This window comes from Micromonospora sp. NPDC023956 (assembly GCF_040639195.1).
Classification (GTDB): Bacteria; Actinomycetota; Actinomycetes; order Mycobacteriales; family Micromonosporaceae; genus Micromonospora.
Genome location: NZ_JBEZZN010000005.1, coordinates 193,258 through 208,831 on the forward strand (window position 1 = coordinate 193,258; position 15,574 = coordinate 208,831).

Consider the following 15,574-nt stretch of genomic DNA (forward strand, 5'->3'; position numbering starts at 1 on the left):
TGCTGCCACTCGATCAATACGAGTTAGAAACCACCGCGAGAGCAGCAACACCAACTACGACTCACGCTCCTGATCAGGTGCAGCGGCCGGTGAGCCTCGCGGCACCGGCCGCCATACCTGACAGTCAGGCGGGCCCGCCGAGGCCGAGCGTCTCGGTGGCGATCGCTCACGTCATCCTCCGTCAGGGTGTGAACCAGATGTGCTGAGGGGTGCCGATCGGTGATCGAGGGTGAGCGGTACCCAACCCCGGAGGACCCCCCGACGCCGGTGGTGTCCACGGTCCCGCCGAGGGCGGCGGCCAGTGGGAGCGGCACTGCGTGAGGTGGTGCGAGCGGGCCGGCTACCAGATCTACGGCCGGGTGGCGGAGACGGCTGACGCGGCCCGGTGGCCGTCCGTCGTCTGCATGATGGCGACCAGCTCGTCGTTCTGGAGAGCTGGGGGCATCTGCCGCCGCACCGGATGCCACGCGTCGGAGTGGCGGGCGTGGACCCGCCGGGCCTGCTCCAGCCGCGCATGGAGCTGACACCAGTAGGGGCGCTGGTTCGTCTGTCCGGACAGGACTGGCGGCGGCCGGGAGATGCCGCATCGGGCGCGATCGGTTTACTCCCCGACGACACTACGCACAGTCACTAGAGATGATCAAGTCGTGAGCGGCTGGTCCATCACCCGTCCACTCCAGAGCAGGGGTGGCGGTCACTCGAGAAGATGGTTGCCCCGTGCGGGAGCGACAACACGTGGCAGGCGGCACATCGACGATCGCGGGCATCGCGGGGCCGGTGGTCCGGAGCGTAACCGTGGCGGAAGTCGGCCAGCTCAGAACCCTCATTGAGCAACGCAGGCGGCACCGCGAGGAGCTGGCGACCGTCCGCGACCGGTATCGGCAGGACGCCCGGCACCACCAGGACGTCATCGAGAGCACGGCGCGGGGGCCGCGCCGACCGGTGTGGACGCTGCCGAGGCGCCCACCGCCCTCCAGCGGGCCCGGGAGGACGGCGCGGAAGAGGGTTTCGCGATCGGCTACCGCGCGGGCCGCGTCGGAGCTCCGCGATCCCAGTAGCCGAGCCGTCGGCGCCTTCGACTCACCGGCGACTCATGATCTCCGGCCGAGACAGTCAGAGGCCGGTTGGAATCCTTCTCCAACCGGCCTCTGACCTTGCTATATAGATGTGGGCGATACTGGGATCGAACCAGTGACCTCTTCGGTGTGAACGAAGCGCTCTCCCGCTGAGCTAATCGCCCTCAGCGCGGATGACTTTACCCGATCGGGTCCGGACTCCGCGAATCCGGGGTCAGTTGGTCGCGAGGTAGTGCAGCAGCCGGGCGACGACGTCGATGCCGAGGCCGACCTTGAGGGAGAGCCAGACGACCGAGCAGACGAAGAGCAGGCCGACCGTACCGAGGGCCAGGCGCACCGGCAGGGACCGGCTGGTGACCCATCTGGTCCAGCGTTGCACGTGCCGGCGGGTGAAGTTCAGCAGCCGCCTGGCCCAGTGGAACTCGACCGCCCAGATGCCGAGCCCGGCGATCACCAGCAGCCAGCCGGGGCCGGGCAGCGGGATGAGGACCGCACCGATCGCGACCACCAGGGCCCCGGCCACCGCGATGAAGACCTTGAGCGCGATGCGGCCGGTGGGGTTGGCCCGGATCAGCTCCAGCGTCGTCCGCAGCCGTCGCCAGCGGACCCGGCGGTCGGCGACCCGCACACCTCCCGCGCCGTCGGCACCGCGTCCGCGCAGCCCGTCACGGCCACGCCCCTCTTCCGGCACCCCGTACCCCCGCTTTCCGGTCTTTCCGGTCACCACAGCCGGCGACCGACGCCCGGTCGCAGCCTCCATAGAGGAATGCTCCGCGACCATCTCACCCCCAGTGTCGTCCCGGCCCGTCACTCCTACCGACGACTGGACGTTACCGGAGTAAGTCGACGACTGAACCACCCGATGCCGGGCGGGATCAAGTTCTGGGCAGAACCGGATATCGTACAAGAATTCTCACATTCTGGCGGTGCTTCCGAACCCCTTCCCACCACTGGGTGAAGTCAGCGTATGGCGGAGCGTAGCCATGAGGAGCACCTGAGTATGGAAAAGCGGAACACGCGCGTTCCGCAGCGGTGCCGGGGGGAGAACGTCCATGAGTGTCATCCGACCGACGACCGTAGAGGTCGAGACGTCGCTAAGGCTCGTCGCACCTGACGCCACCGCCTTGCCGGTGCGTGCCAGTCTGCGCTACGACCCTGCTGACCCGTATGCGGTCCATGTCCTGTTCCATGCCGAATCGGCTGGTGGCGAGGCGGTGAGCTGGTCCTTCGCCCGCGAGCTGCTGGTCACCGGGCTGGACGAGCCGGCCGGCATCGGCGACGTCCGGGTGTGGCCCTGGGCCACCCCACGCGGCGACTTCGTCGCGCTGGCGCTGTCGTCACCGGACGGCAACGCCCTGTTCGAGGTACCACGCAGTGTGCTGGTGCGCTTCCTGCGCCGCACCTACGTCGTCGTCCCGCGCGGCCGGGAGGCCGAGCACCTGGACGTCGACACGGCGGTGACCCGGCTGCTGGCCGGGCGCTGACCGACGCACGAGGGGTCCGCGCGGATCTGCCGAGTCCGCGCGGCGCCCCGGCACCGGCCACCGGGTACGCCCACGGCGTCCCCGCCCCGGTCAGCCGTGCGTCGTGAGGCCGCCGTCGACCGGGATGACCGCTCCGGTCAGGTACGCCCCGGCGCGGGAGGCCAGGTAGATCGCGGTGCCCGCCATGTCCTCGGGCCGGCCGATCCGGCCCAGCGGCACCTGCTGCTCGATGCCGGCGCGGGTGGCCGGGTCGTCCAGGGCGAACGCCATCATCTTGCTCTCGAACGGGCCGGGGGCGATCGCGTTGACCGTGACGTGCTCGCCGGCGAGCTGGTGGGCGAGGGTACGGGTCAGCATGTGCACGGCCGCCTTGGTGGCCGAGTACGCGTACACCTCCATCATCGGCACCCGGATGCCGTCCACCGAGCCGATGTTGATCACACGGGCCGGGTCGTCGGCGCTGGCCGCCGCGCGCAGTGCGGGCAGCAGCGCGGTGGTGAGCCGGAACACCGCCTTGACGTTGACCGCCCAGAGCTTGTCGAAGGCGCTCTCCGGGTACGCCTCCAGCGGCGCGCCCCAGGTGGCCCCGGCGTTGTTCACCAGCACGTCGAGCCGGGACGTGCGGTCCCGCACGGCGGCGGCGAGCGCCTCCGCCCCGGCGTCGGTGCCCAGGTCGGCGGGGATCGCCACGCACCGACCGTGGGCGGACAGCTCGGCGGCGACGCGTTCGCAGACCTCCGCCCGGCGGGACGAGATGATCACCTCCGCCCCGGCCTCGACGAAACCCCGGGCGATCATCAACCCGATGCCCCGGGAGCCTCCGGTGACCAGGACCGTCTTGCCTTCGACCGAGAACAGTTCCGACATGTCCATCCCATCGCGAGTCGGCGGGGCCGCCCGCGCCGGCCGACCGGGCGTTACCGATCGGTAGCCTAACCGCCGGACCCCTGGCGGAGCACCGGTGATCCCCTACGTCGACGCCGTCGACATGCGGTCGGCGATGTTGCGGGCTACCGTCGCGGGTGATGGTCTCTTCCGGTCAGCTCGCTCCGGTCACGGACGCCGCCCCCGTGCCGGCCGCGCCCGGGATCCACGCCCTCACCCTGAGTGATCTCGGCGCTGACCCGGCGTGGCGGCGACCGGTGCTGGTCCCGTCGGACCACCTTGTTCTGGTCACCGGCGGCCACGGCACCCTCGAGGTCGACTTCCGCCCGTTCCCCTGCCGGCCGGGCACCATGTTCCGGATCCGTCCCGGTCAGGCACTGCGTCGCACCGACGCACTCGACGCGGTCCTGGTGCGCTGGAGCCCTGCGGCCCTGCACGGGCTGGACGTCGACCCGGATGCGGTACCGACCCACACTCAACTGGCCGGCGAGGACGAGGAGGCGGTGATCAACGAGGTCAGTCAGCTCGTGGTGGACTGCCGGCGGCACGGGGGCGCGGCCGGCGAGAGCCTGCTGCGGCACCAACTCGCCGTCCTGCTGCTGCGCCTGACGCTGACCGTCGCCCCGGCCGCCGGAACGGAACCGCGCACGTTCCGGCGACTCTGTCGCGACGTCGAGCACCACTACCGGTACACCCGCCGGGTCGAGGACTACGCCGAACGGCTCGACTGCTCGGTGCGTACCCTCACCCGGGCCTGCCTGGCGGTCACCGGGCGCAGCGCCAAGCAGGTCATCGACGAGCGGGTGGCGTTGCAGGCCCGCCGACTGCTCGCGGCGACCGACGAGCCGATCGCCCGGATCGGTCGGTATCTCGGCTTCCCGGAGCCGACGAACTTCGGTCGCTTCTTCAGCCGGGAGGTCGGCCTGAGTCCGGGTGCGTTCCGGGCGACCGGCGGGCGGGTCGCCGGACCGGCCCGGATCGTCCGCCCCCGGCCACCGCACTGGACCGACCGGGCATGATGGCATCGTGCAAATCTCGGCACGTGGCGACTACGCGGTCCGGGCGGCGCTGAGCCTGGCCGCCGCGTACCCCTCGCTGCTCTCCACCCAGTCCATCGCCGCGGAGCAGGACATGCCGCGCAAGTTCCTCGAGGCCGTGCTGGCGGATCTGCGCCGAGCCGGCATCGTCCGGGCCCAACGTGGGGCCGAGGGCGGATACACCCTGGCGCGACCGCCCCGGGAGATCGCCGTCGGGGCGATCCTGCGGGCGGTGGACGGGCCGTTGGCCGGCGTACGGGGGATGCGCCCGGAGGAAACGGAGTACCTGGGTGCGGCGGAGAACCTGCCCCGTCTCTGGGTGGCCGTCCGGGCTGCGGTCCGGCAGGTCGTCGACGAGGTGAGCCTCGCCGACCTGGCCACCGGCAAGCTGCCCACCCACGTGCGCCGGCTGACCGCGCGGCCGGGCGCCTGGGAGCCGCGCTGACCGGACGGGGCGACCCGCGGCGCGCGCCCGACCCGGGGTGGCGTGCCCCGGTTGAACGATCACGGGGTTTCGGGAATCCGGCATCCGGGCATGTTCGACACCGAACACGGACGGCTGGTCACGAAGGGAGGCCCCGACATGGGCCTGATGTTCCGCAAGCGGAAGAAGTACGGTCCCCTGGTCCTCAACTTCACCGAGAACGGCTTCTCCTCCTGGACCGTCCGGCTCGGTCGGTGGTCCTGGAACTCCAAGGCGCGGGCGCACCGGGTCGACCTGCCCGGCCCGCTCTCCTGGAAGCAGGACAAGTCCCGGTCCCGGGCGTAGCACCCGACGTCGAGAGGGGTGCCGGTGGTCCACCGGCACCCCTCTCGACGTGTGCCGGGACTCCCCCGCCGGTCAGGACCCGGGCCCGCGGGGTGGTGCCGCCGCCGGGTGGACGACCACGTCACCGGCGAGCCGGCCCTCGGCCGGGGACCGGGTCGCCGCGCCGGTGTCGAGCAGGACGGTCAGCGCCCGGAGCGCGTCGGTGGCCCGGTAGCCGGTGGCGGTGAGCACGTACCGACGCAGCTCGGTGACGGTGCGCGGGCCGGAGCGGAGCAGCTCGGCGCGGAGCAGATCGGCCAGGCCGGTGGGATCGGGCTCGGTGTCCAGGGCATGCAACCGCCCGTCGGCGTCCCGGTGGCACGACCCGGCCGTCGCGCCGGCCCGCCAGAGCGCCTCCTTGAACGCCTCCAGGTTGCGGTCGGAGCCGGTGCCGAGGGCGAACAGCCGGGGTGACCCGTCGTCGGCCGGGACCGTCTCGACCTCGGTGACCAGCGGGAATCCGGCGGCGCTCAGGTCTGCCCGGACACCGGCCGACCTGCCGGTGGCGAGGAGCAGGTCGGCGGGGCGACCGCCGGTGGCGGCGCCGAGCAGCTCCCGGCCGGCAGCACCGGTGAGCAGGTCACCGGCCGGGTCGGCGAGAGCGGTGAACAGCGGTGCGCCGGCCGCGCCGGCCGCCTTGAGCACGACCGGCAGCCGGCCGGGTGCGCCGGGTACGGGGTGCACGGTCACCGCGGCGGGCAGTCCGGCCACCAACCCACCGAGTCGGGTCTGCAGTGCGGGGTCGTCGGCGAGCACCACGACGGTGAGCCGGTGACCGCGTATCCGGTCGGCGGCACCGGCCACGGCCCGCAGGACCGTCTCGGCGCTGTCGCCCGCCGCCCCGGCGTAGGCCAGGGCGAGGGTGATCCGGCGGGAGCGGGGCAGCGCCCCGGTGAGCCAGGTGTCGAGCTGGCGGACGAGCAGCCGGCCCAGGAGGGGATCGGCGGGGTCGGCGGGCATCCTGCCGTTCTACCAGACCACCGGGGCGCCCGACGCGGGCGGCACGGCGACCGGCACGCGGTCCGCCGGTCGGGACGGACGCCTCGGGTCGGACCGGGGAGGAGACCCGCCGGTCGGGACGGACGCCCCGGGGCGGACCGGGGAGGAGACCCCGCCGGTCAGGCCGGGACGGAGACGCCGACCCCGCCCCGGGTCTGCCCGCCGTAGCGCTGTCGCTCCCGGGCCAGGTCGAGGCGGCCGATCCGGGTACGCGCGGCGAGCGCCGCGGCGTCGAGCCGGTCGGCGGGGACCAGCCAGACGATCTCGAACTCCAGGCCGTCCGGGTCGCGGCCGTAGAGGCTCTTGGTGGTGCCGTGGTCGGAGCTGCCGACCAGCGCGCCGGCAGCGGTGAGCCGCTCGGCGGTGACGGCCAGTTCGTCGAGGGTGTCGACCTCCCAGGCCAGGTGGTAGAGGCCGACCGTGCGGCGGCCCGCCTCGGACGGGCCGGCGGCCGCACCGACCTCGAAGAGACCGAGGTCGTGGTCGTTGGTCGAACCGGGCGCCTGGAGGAAGGCGGCGCCGGTGAACCCGTCGGGGGTCATCGGCACCCGCCGGAAGCCGAGCACGTCGCAGTAGAAGGCGACGCTGCGCTCGACCTCGCGGACGTGGAGGACGGCGTGGTTGAGGCGGTGGATTCCCATGTCCACCACGGTACCGCGATTTTGTTGAGCATTCAACTATCTGCCGTATGATGGACCTCATGACCCGGTGGTTGGACCCCGACGAGCAGCGCACCTGGCGGGCGTTCCTGACCGCCTCCCGGGCGCTGACCGAGACGCTCGACCGTGAACTGCAACGCGACGCCGGCATGCCGCACGCGTACTACGAGATCCTGGTCCGGCTCTCCGAGGCTCCCGGGCGCGAGCTGCGGATGACCGACCTGGCCCTGGTCACCGGGTCCTCGCGCAGCCGGCTGTCGCACGCGGTGGCCCGGTTGGAGACCGCCGGCTGGGTACGCCGCCGGGACTGCCCGACCGACCGGCGGGGCCAGCTCGCGGTCCTCACCGACGCCGGTTTCGCCGCGCTCGCCGCCGCCGCGCCCGGTCACGTCGAGGGGGTACGCCGACACCTGTTCGACGCGCTCAGCCCGGCCCAGGTCGACCAGTTGCGCCGGATCAGTGAGTCCCTCGTGGACCATCTGGGCGTCGACCGACCACTATCCTGACCAAACTGCCACCTGACGGGTCTTGTACATACCGTCGCGGAATGCGCACGATGAGGCGTGTCCTCCCCCTTCGGTGAACTGACCGGCCAGGCGCACCAACTCGTGGCCGCCGGCGACCTCTCCGGTGCCCAGGAGCTGCTCGCCGACGCCCTGGCCGACGCGGACCCGCGCCCGGCGAACGCCGCACCCGAGCTGGCCGAGGCCGCAGGTCTCCAGGCCCGGGTGCTGGTCACCCTCGGCGAGCCGCACTCCGCCCGGGGCTGGGCGGCGTTCGCGTACGCCGCGATGACCCGGCTGTACGGCCCGTCCGACCAACGGACCGTGGCCGCCGCCGCGACCCTCGCCGCCGTCCTGCACCGGGTCGGCAGCTACGCCCGCGCCGCCCGGCTGTACCAGGAGGTGATCATCGAGCTGACCGCGCTCGACGGTCCCGAGTCGCTGCGGGTGCTCGCCGCGCACGCCGACCTGGCCACCGTCGAGTACGCCCAGGGCGAGTGCACGGTCGCCCGGGAACGCCTCCAGGACGCCTGGGAGCTGCACCGCGAGGTCTACGGCGACGGACACGTCAGCGGGATCAAGATGCTCGCCCGACTCGGGGCGATGCAACGCGACTGCGGCCGCTTCGCCGACGCGCACGACAACCTGGCCCTGGCCCGGGAACTGTGCCGGCAGCACCTGGCTCCGGACGACCCGCTCGCCGCCCAGGTCGCCGGCCTGGCCCGCGCCGCCGCCAACCCGGACCACGCCTGTGACCACGTCGGGGACGCCGAGCCGCCGGCGGTGCCCGCCGCGCGGAACCCGACGGCCGACGAGGGCGGGGGTGGCGCGCCCTGGCCCCCGGAGGTGGCCGACCGCCCCGACGCCCCCGCGCCGGAGCCCTGGGACGGCGGCCAGGACCGGGGCCCCGGCACCGGCTACCGGACGCCGCCGGGCCACCACGCGGACGCCGACCACGAGGACACCTACGGGACGGAGGCCGGCTACGGCCCGCACCCGGGATACCGGACCGGGGCGGGTCACGGGACGGGGGCGGCCGGTCCGGGCACCGTCCCGCGTCCGCGCCTGCCGGAGGAGCCGGTCGACCGTTCCGGCGCGACCGGCGACGGGTACCCGGCGGGGCCCGACCGGTCCGGGACGTACCCCGGCCACCACCCGCAGGACCGGACGGCCGACGGTGGGCAGCGGCACGGCACCGGCCACGGCGACGAGGCCGGGTACGCCGACCCGCGCACCCGAGACGGCGGCGGACACCCCGACAACCGGGGCGGGTACACCGACGACACCGGGTACCCCGGGTACACCGACGACAGCGGGTACGCCGGGTACACCGACGACACCGGGTACGCCGACGACGCCGGGTACGCCGATCCCCGCACCCGCGACGTCGGCGGGGGCACCGGACGAGCCGGCGGGTGGCCGGGCGCTCCCGGCTACACCGCCCACGACCACCCGTACCCCCACGACCGGCGGTACGGCGGCACCGGGCGGTACGCCGACGCCCCGGACGGCGACGCCTGGTGGCCCCCGGAGGGAGAGGTGGACCGCCCCGGCGAGCAGACCGGCCCCCGTGGTCCGGCGCCCGCCGTACCGCCGTCCGTGGTCGGCCTCACCGGCGGGCAGCAGCCGGAGGAGTCCCCGGGCGTGCATCGGGTGGCCAACCTCCCGGTACGGGTCGGCTCACGACTGCCGGTGCACGTTCCCCGGCCGCCGGCCGATCCGTCCCGGCGGCTCGCGCCGCTGGTCGTCGCCGGGGTGGTCGTCATGCTGCTCGGCACGGGAGCGGTGATCGCCGGGGTGGCCCGGGTCGACGATCCGGACGGGCCGCCGCCACCCGCCCCCGGCACCTCGGCGAGCCCGGACGCGACGCCCGGCGGCACCGGAAAGCCGGCCAGCGCGGCACCCGGGGCCCCGCCCACCGGGGTGACGCTGCGCGACAACCGGGACACCGTCACGCTGAGCTGGACGTACCCGGCGGGGGCGGAGGGCCCGGTGGTGGTCTCCGGCGGCCGGGTGGGGCAGGCCACGCGAGCCTTCCAGGAACTACCGGCCGGGGCGACCAACTACATCGTCTACGGGCTGGACCGGGGCACCGACTACTGCTTCACGGTGGCGGTCGTCCACTCGGCGGACACCGTCGCCCGGACGAAGCCGGTCTGCACCGAACGGGGCTGACCAGCGGTCAGGCTTCCGGTTCGGGCAGGGCCGGCAGGCTCAACGAGACCCGCAGCCCCGGTCCGGCGTCGGAGAGCCGCACCGTGCCGCCGTGCAGCCGGACGAGTTCCCGGACGATGGCCAGGCCCAGGCCGGTGCCCCCAGCGTCCCGGTCCCGGGCGTCGTCGAGGCGGGTGAACCGGTCGAAGACCCGTTCCCGGTCGCCGGGCGGGATGCCCGGCCCGTCGTCGGTCACCGTGACCAGGTGCGCGCCGGCCCCGGCGTCGCCGGTGACCGTACGGCCCGGGGCACCTGCACCGGCACCGGAGCGGCCCGGCTCCGGCGGACGCCCGTCCGCGCGATCCGGGTCGGAGGTCACCTCGAGCAGCACCGTGCCCCGGCAGTGGCGGACCGCGTTGTCGATGAGGTTCGTCAGGACGCGGTGCAGCTCGTCCGGGTCCCCGACCGTCCACCGCGGCCCGGACACGGACAGCACGCGGACCGGAGGGGACGGGAACCGGGCGGCGACGGCCCGGACCAGCTCGGTCAGCTCGACCGGCCCGGTGGCCCGTCGGCCGCGCCCGGCGCGTCCCGGGGCACCGGCCCCGACGACGGTGCCCGCGCCCGCCTTCCCGACGGCGGTGCCCGCGCCCGTGTTCCCGGTGGCGGTGCCGCCGGCCTCGTCCAGGCGGGCCAGGAGCAGCAGGTCGTCGACGAGACGGCTGAGCCGCTCGGTGTCGGCGAGCAGGTCCCGGGCCACCGCCGGCCAGTCGGTCCGCTCCCCCAGCCGCCCGGCCACCTCCAGTTCGGTACGCATGTTCGTCAGCGGACTGCGCAGCTCGTGCGCGGCGTCGGCGAGGAACGCCCGTTGCCGGGCGCGGGCCGCCTCCAGCCGGGCCAGCATGTCGTTGAGGGTGACCGCCAGCCGGTGAATCTCGTCCTGGGAGGCCGGCACCGGCAGCCGCCCACCGCCGGCCCGGCCGGTGATCTCCTCGGCCCCGCTGCGCAGCGCCTCCACCGGGCGCAGGGTGGCGCCGACCACCCGCCAGGTCACCCCGGCGAGGATCACGACCAGCAACGGCACACCCACCAGCAGGACGAACCGGACCACCCTGGCGCTCTGGTTCACGTCCGCCATCGACTTGCCCACCAGCACGGTCAGCGGGTCGGCCGGCGTACCGGCGGGAACGCTCACCACCCGGACCGGACCGGGCAGGCCCAGCCGTTCGCCCCGGACGAAGGCCCGCTGCCGGGCGGAGTGGTCGATCCGGTCCACCGGCAGCATCGGCACCAGCCGGTCGGCGTCGATCGAGGCGGCGCGGACCCGCCCCTGCCCGTCGACCACCTGGACGCGTACCTGCCCGGCGGCGACCGGCAGCGGATCGGGCAGGGCGTCCTCGGCGGCGAGCAGCGCCACCGCGTCGGCGGTCTGGAACGCCTCGGCGTCGACGCTGCGTTGCAGGACGTGGCCGAGCGCGCTGAGCAGCGCCAGCCCGCCCACCGCCAGGCCGACGGTCAGCCCCAGGACGCTGACCAGGGTCAACCGGCCGCGCAGCCCGAGGGGCGGCGGCCGGCGCGGTTCGCGGCGGGCCGCCGGGTCGCGGGGCGGGGTCGACCGGGTCACGGGGTGAGGCGGTAGCCGGCGCCCCGGACGGTCTCCAGGTGGTGCCGGCCGATCTTGCGGCGGAGGTAGCCGACGTACACCTCCACCGCGTTCGGCGCGGTCTCCAGGCTGGCGTCCCAGACGTGGTCGAGCAGTTCGGTCTTGGAGACCACCTGGCCGGGGCGGCGCATCAGGTAGTCCAGCAGGGCGAACTCCCGGGCGGTCAGCGGAATCTCGGCGTCGCCCCGGCTCACCCGGCGGCCCGCCGGGTCGAGGGTGAGGTCACCGACGGTCAGCACGGTGGGGCGTTGCGGTGCGCCCCGGCGCAGCAGGGCCCGCAGTCGGGCCAGCAGCACCACGTACGAGAAGGGTTTGGTGAGGTAGTCGTCGGCCCCGCAGTCCAGCCCGTCGGCCTGGTCGTACTCGCCGTCCTTGGCGGAGAGCATCAGCACCGGCAGCCAGTGCTCCTCGGCGCGGAGCCGGCGCACCAGCTCGTAGCCGGAGAGCCCGGGGAGCATCACGTCGAGGATCATGGCGTCGTAGCCACCGTGCCGCGCGGCGTCCAGCCCGGCCGGACCGGTGCTCGCCACGTCCACCGCGAAGCCCTCCGCCTGGAGGCCCCGTTGCAGGGTCCCGGCCAGTCGGGTCTCGTCCTCCACCACCAGCAGTCGCACGGGTCAAGGGTGCCACCGTCGGGCGGTCGGCCGATCCGTTCTCCTCAGCCCTCTCACAGCATCGGTCGGGCAGGATGGCGTCAGGAGGTGCACATGTCTGTGTTGACAAGCCGTCCGGCGCTGCGCTGGATCGTGCCGACGGCCGCGACGGTCGTCCTGCTCGGGGGTGGCGTCGCGGTCGGCCAGTTCGCCGCCGAGGCCGAGCCGAGCCTGCCGCCGAGGAGCGCGGCCCAGCTCCTGGTCGATTTGCAGACGTCCCGGCTGGAAGGACTTTCCGGGACCGTGGTGCAGCGCGCCGACCTCGGCCTGCCCCCGCTGGTCGCCAAGGTCGCGGAGCGCCGCGAGGACCTGACCGCCCTGGTCGCCGGCACGCACACCATGCGGGTCTGGTATTCCGGGCCGGACAAGGCCCGGATCGCCTTCAAGGACACCATGGGCGAGCGGGACGTGATCCGCAACGGCAAGGACCTGTGGATCTGGGACAGCAAGCGGAACGAGGCGTCGCACCGGTCGCTGCCGGCCGACGCCGGGCAGCGGCCGGACGCCGGGGAGCTGCCGGTGACCCCGGCCGAGGCCGCCGACCGGGCACTGGCCGCGATCGACCCGAGCACCGAGGTCAGCGTCGGCCGCTCCGCGACGGTGGCCGGGCGGGACGCGTACGAGCTGGTGCTCAAGCCGCGGGACACCGCGTCCCTGGTCGACCAGGTACGGATCGCGCTGGACGCGAAGGAGCACGTGCCGCTGCGCTTCGAGCTCTTCGCCGACGAGGGGGACGCGCCGGCGATCGAGGTGGCCTTCACCCAGGTCGACTTCAGCCGTCCGGACGCCGACCAGTTCACCTTCAACCCGCCGCCCGGCGTGAAGGTGAACGAGGAGAAGTCGAGCGGGCCGCGTCCAGAGAAGCCGGAGCGGAGCGCCGCCCCGGGCAAGCCGGGTGAGGTGGCCGAGCCGGACACCACCGTGGTGGGTGAGGGCTGGGCCGCCGTACTGGTCGCCCGGACCGGCACCGGGTCGCCCGCCGAGCGGCCGAAGGACGCCCCGGCCAGCCAGCCGGAGAAGTCGGACGCCGCCGGGCTGGACCTGCTCAACCAGCTGCCCAAGGTCAGCGGTTCCTGGGGCAGCGGCCGGCTCTTCTCCGGCACGATCTTCAGCGTGCTGCTCACCGACGACGGGCGGGTGCTCGCCGGCCTGGTCACGCCGGAGCGGCTCTACGAGGTCGCCCGCGGCTGACCTCTCGGAACACCCACGATTCGCGTCACCGGAACTCGTTCCGGTGACGCGAATTCTTTCCCCGGACTTGGTCGGCACCGCCGGGGCAGGCTATCTTTCTCAGTTCAGACACAAAAAAGAACGACCATTAAAAATGGCCGCTCGACGCTATTTTATCGTATTGGGAGAGGGCTTGTCAACGCAGTCCGACGAGCAGCAGCACACCGACGAGATCGGCCACGAGCAGGAGTACGTCTCGCTGCTCTACCGCCGGCTGGACGGGCTGCGCGACCTGGCCGCCCGCCGACTGGCCGAGGAGTTGCGCAGCAACGGTGGCACCCAACAGGCCCGCTCCCAGCGGGACACCGCCGTGCGGATGTACGCCGAACAGGTGGAGCAGTTCTCCGCCGTGGAGCAGGGGCTCTGCTTCGGCCGGCTGGACTCCGACGACGGCTCGCGCCACTACATCGGCCGGATCGGCATCTTCGACGCCGGTGACGACTACGAGCCACTGCTGATCGACTGGCGCGCCCCGGCCGCCCGGTCGTTCTACCTGGCCACGGCGGCCAACCCGCAGGGCGTACGCCGCCGTCGGCACCTGCGGACCCGGGACCGCAAGGTGGTCGGGTTGCACGACGAGACCCTCGACCTGGCCAGCGCCTCCCCCACCGCGCACGAGGAACTGACCGGGGAGGCGTCCCTGCTGGCGGCGCTGAACGCCGGCCGGACCGGCCGGATGCGGGACATCGTCGAGACCATCCAGGCCGAGCAGGACCGGGTGATCCGGGCCGAGCTGGGCGGGGTGCTCGTCGTCCAGGGCGGGCCGGGCACCGGCAAGACCGCGGTCGCGCTGCACCGTGCCGCGTACCTGCTCTACACCCACCGTCGGGAACTCTCCAGCCGTGGTGTCCTGCTGGTCGGGCCGAACGCGACCTTCCTGCGCTACATCTCGCAGGTGCTGCCGACGCTGGCCGAGACCGGCGTGCTGCTGCGCACGCCGGGCGACCTCTTCCCCGGGGTGACCGCGCGGCGCGCCGAGTCCGCCCGGACGGCGGCGCTGAAGGGCCGGCTGGTGATGGCCGAGGTGCTCGCGGGCGCCGTCCGGGACCGGCAACAGGTGCCGGACCAGCCGCTGGAGATCGAACTGGAGCAGCGGGACGTGCTGACGCTGACCCCGCAGACCTGCCGGGAGGCGCGCGAACGGGCCCGCCGCTCCGGTCGGCCGCACAACCTGGCCCGCGCCCTGTTCGACATCGAGATCATCCACGCCCTCGCCGACCAGGAGGCCGACCGCATCGGCGCGGACCCGCTCGGCGGGGAGAACCTGCTCGACGAGGCCGACATCGCCGAGATCCGCCGGGAACTGCGCGAGGAGAGCGGGGTGCGGGCGGTGCTGGACCAGCTCTGGCCGGTGCTCACCCCGCAGCGCCTGCTCGCCGACCTGTTCGCCGACCCGGACCGGATCGCCGCCGCCGCGCCCATGCTCGACGCGGACGAACGCGCCCTGCTGCACCGCGCACCGGGCGGGTGGGCCCCCTCCGACGCGCCCCTGCTCGACGAGGCCGCCGAACTGCTCGGCGAGGACGACCGGTCGGCGGCGGCCCGCCGGGAACGGATCCGGGCGCTGGCGCGGGAGTACGCCGAGGGCGTGCTGGAGATCTGGCGGGGCTCCCGCTCCATCGACGTCGAGGACGAGGCGGACGGGGGTGAGATCCTCGGTGTCACCGACCTGCTCGACGCCGACCGGCTGCTGGAACGGCAGGAGACCGGCGACGCGCTGACCACCGCCGAACGGGCCGCCGCCGACCGGAACTGGGCGTTCGGGCACGTCATCGTGGACGAGGCGCAGGAGCTGTCGCCGATGGCCTGGCGGCTGCTGATGCGCCGGTGCCCGAGCCGGTCGATGACCATCGTCGGGGACGTCGCGCAGACCGGCGCGCTCGCCGGTACCCCGTCGTGGCGGGAGGCGTTGGCGCCGTACGTGGCCGACCGGTGGCGGTTGGCGGAGCTGACCGTCAGCTACCGCACCCCGGCCGAGATCATGGCGGTCGCCGCCGACGTGCTCGCCCGGATCGACCCGGAACTCCGCCCGCCCCGCTCGGTGCGCAGCACCGGCGTCGAGCCCGTGGAGCGTACGGTCGCACCGGACCGGCTCGCCACCGAGGTGGTCGACGTGGCCCGGCGGGAGGTGGCCGACCTCGCTGACGGCCGGCTCGGCGTGATCGTGCCGGCCGGACGCGTCGACGAGCTGGGCGCGGCGGTGACCGGCGCGCTGCCGGAGGCGGCGGTGGGCGAGCACCCGGAGCTGGAGAGCCAGGTCGTGGTGCTGACCGTCGCGCAGGCGAAGGGCCTGGAGTTCGACTCCGTCCTGCTGGTCGACCCGGCCTCGATCGTCGCCGAGTCGCCGCGCGGGGAGAGCGACCTGTACGTCGCCCTCACCCGCGCCACCCAACGCCTGACCACCCTCCTCACCCCCTGACCGG

General features: G+C 73.9%; 13 protein-coding genes, 1 tRNA gene and 2 pseudogenes. 9 read left to right on the forward strand and 7 right to left on the reverse strand.

Translation table 11 applies throughout. The annotated features are described in order from the left end of the window. Positions 1-317: 317 nt before the first annotated feature. A pseudogene (locus AB0F58_RS13055) lies at positions 318-514 on the forward strand (hypothetical protein); the annotation flags it as partial. Between the two features lie 654 nt (positions 515-1,168). On the opposite strand, the gene AB0F58_RS13060 reads toward AB0F58_RS13055, so the two are convergent. After that, positions 1,169-1,240, reverse strand: a tRNA-Val gene (locus AB0F58_RS13060). A gap of 50 nt (positions 1,241-1,290) precedes the next feature. After that, positions 1,291-1,836, reverse strand: a complete 546-nt coding sequence (locus AB0F58_RS13065) for a TIGR02611 family protein (protein ID WP_357142270.1) — start codon at positions 1,834-1,836, stop codon at positions 1,291-1,293. A gap of 292 nt (positions 1,837-2,128) precedes the next feature. Here AB0F58_RS13065 and AB0F58_RS13070 point away from each other — a divergent pair, with 292 nt between their 5' ends. After that, positions 2,129-2,560, forward strand: a complete 432-nt coding sequence (locus AB0F58_RS13070) for an SsgA family sporulation/cell division regulator (RefSeq protein ID WP_053653619.1) — start codon at positions 2,129-2,131, stop codon at positions 2,558-2,560. A gap of 90 nt (positions 2,561-2,650) precedes the next feature. Here the strand turns inward: AB0F58_RS13070 and AB0F58_RS13075 are convergent, their stop codons facing one another. Further along, positions 2,651-3,427, reverse strand: coding sequence for an SDR family oxidoreductase (locus AB0F58_RS13075; RefSeq protein ID WP_357142272.1), 777 nt, complete (start codon positions 3,425-3,427; stop codon positions 2,651-2,653). 158 nt (positions 3,428-3,585) lie between these two features. Between AB0F58_RS13075 and AB0F58_RS13080 the strand changes: the two genes are divergently transcribed. From AB0F58_RS13080 to AB0F58_RS13090, 3 genes are all read left to right on the forward strand, one after another. Beyond that, entirely contained in the window at positions 3,586-4,464 is an 879-nt protein-coding gene (locus AB0F58_RS13080) for an AraC family transcriptional regulator (RefSeq protein ID WP_357142274.1), read from the forward strand. Between the two features lie 7 nt (positions 4,465-4,471). After that, positions 4,472-4,927: an Rrf2 family transcriptional regulator gene (locus AB0F58_RS13085; protein WP_357142276.1), complete on the forward strand. Its 456-nt coding sequence runs from the start codon at positions 4,472-4,474 to the stop codon at positions 4,925-4,927. Between the two features lie 138 nt (positions 4,928-5,065). Then, positions 5,066-5,251, forward strand: coding sequence for a DUF4236 domain-containing protein (locus AB0F58_RS13090; protein ID WP_088985195.1), 186 nt, complete (start codon positions 5,066-5,068; stop codon positions 5,249-5,251). A gap of 72 nt (positions 5,252-5,323) precedes the next feature. Here AB0F58_RS13090 and AB0F58_RS13095 read toward each other — a convergent pair whose 3' ends face one another. Both AB0F58_RS13095 and AB0F58_RS13100 read right to left on the reverse strand, forming a co-directional pair. Continuing rightward, on the reverse strand, positions 5,324-6,250 hold the full coding sequence (locus tag AB0F58_RS13095; protein WP_357142279.1) for a hypothetical protein: 927 nt from the start codon (positions 6,248-6,250) through the stop codon (positions 5,324-5,326). A gap of 158 nt (positions 6,251-6,408) precedes the next feature. Continuing rightward, positions 6,409-6,930 (reverse strand): VOC family protein, encoded by a 522-nt coding sequence (locus AB0F58_RS13100; protein WP_357142281.1) that lies wholly within the window; start codon positions 6,928-6,930, stop codon positions 6,409-6,411. Positions 6,931-6,980: 50 nt separating this feature from the next. Between AB0F58_RS13100 and AB0F58_RS13105 the strand changes: the two genes are divergently transcribed. Next, positions 6,981-7,454, forward strand: a complete 474-nt coding sequence (locus tag AB0F58_RS13105; protein ID WP_357142434.1) for a MarR family transcriptional regulator — start codon at positions 6,981-6,983, stop codon at positions 7,452-7,454. A 57-nt stretch (positions 7,455-7,511) separates the two neighbouring features. Further along, a pseudogene (locus AB0F58_RS13110) lies at positions 7,512-8,204 on the forward strand (tetratricopeptide repeat protein); the annotation flags it as partial. Between the two features lie 1,429 nt (positions 8,205-9,633). Here the strand turns inward: AB0F58_RS13110 and AB0F58_RS13115 are convergent. Both AB0F58_RS13115 and AB0F58_RS13120 read right to left on the reverse strand, forming a co-directional pair. Further along, positions 9,634-11,160: a HAMP domain-containing sensor histidine kinase gene (locus AB0F58_RS13115; protein WP_357142435.1), complete on the reverse strand. Its 1,527-nt coding sequence runs from the start codon at positions 11,158-11,160 to the stop codon at positions 9,634-9,636. Positions 11,161-11,225: 65 nt separating this feature from the next. Further along, the gene (locus tag AB0F58_RS13120) at positions 11,226-11,882 is read right to left on the reverse strand and encodes a response regulator transcription factor (protein WP_357142283.1); all 657 of its coding nucleotides are present in this window, start codon (positions 11,880-11,882) and stop codon (positions 11,226-11,228) included. 93 nt (positions 11,883-11,975) lie between these two features. Here AB0F58_RS13120 and AB0F58_RS13125 point away from each other — a divergent pair, with 93 nt between their 5' ends. After that, positions 11,976-13,112, forward strand: a complete 1,137-nt coding sequence (locus AB0F58_RS13125) for a hypothetical protein (RefSeq protein ID WP_357142285.1) — start codon at positions 11,976-11,978, stop codon at positions 13,110-13,112. Positions 13,113-13,284: 172 nt separating this feature from the next. After that, positions 13,285-15,570: an AAA family ATPase gene (locus tag AB0F58_RS13130; protein ID WP_357142287.1), complete on the forward strand. Its 2,286-nt coding sequence runs from the start codon at positions 13,285-13,287 to the stop codon at positions 15,568-15,570. Positions 15,571-15,574 lie beyond the last annotated feature (4 nt).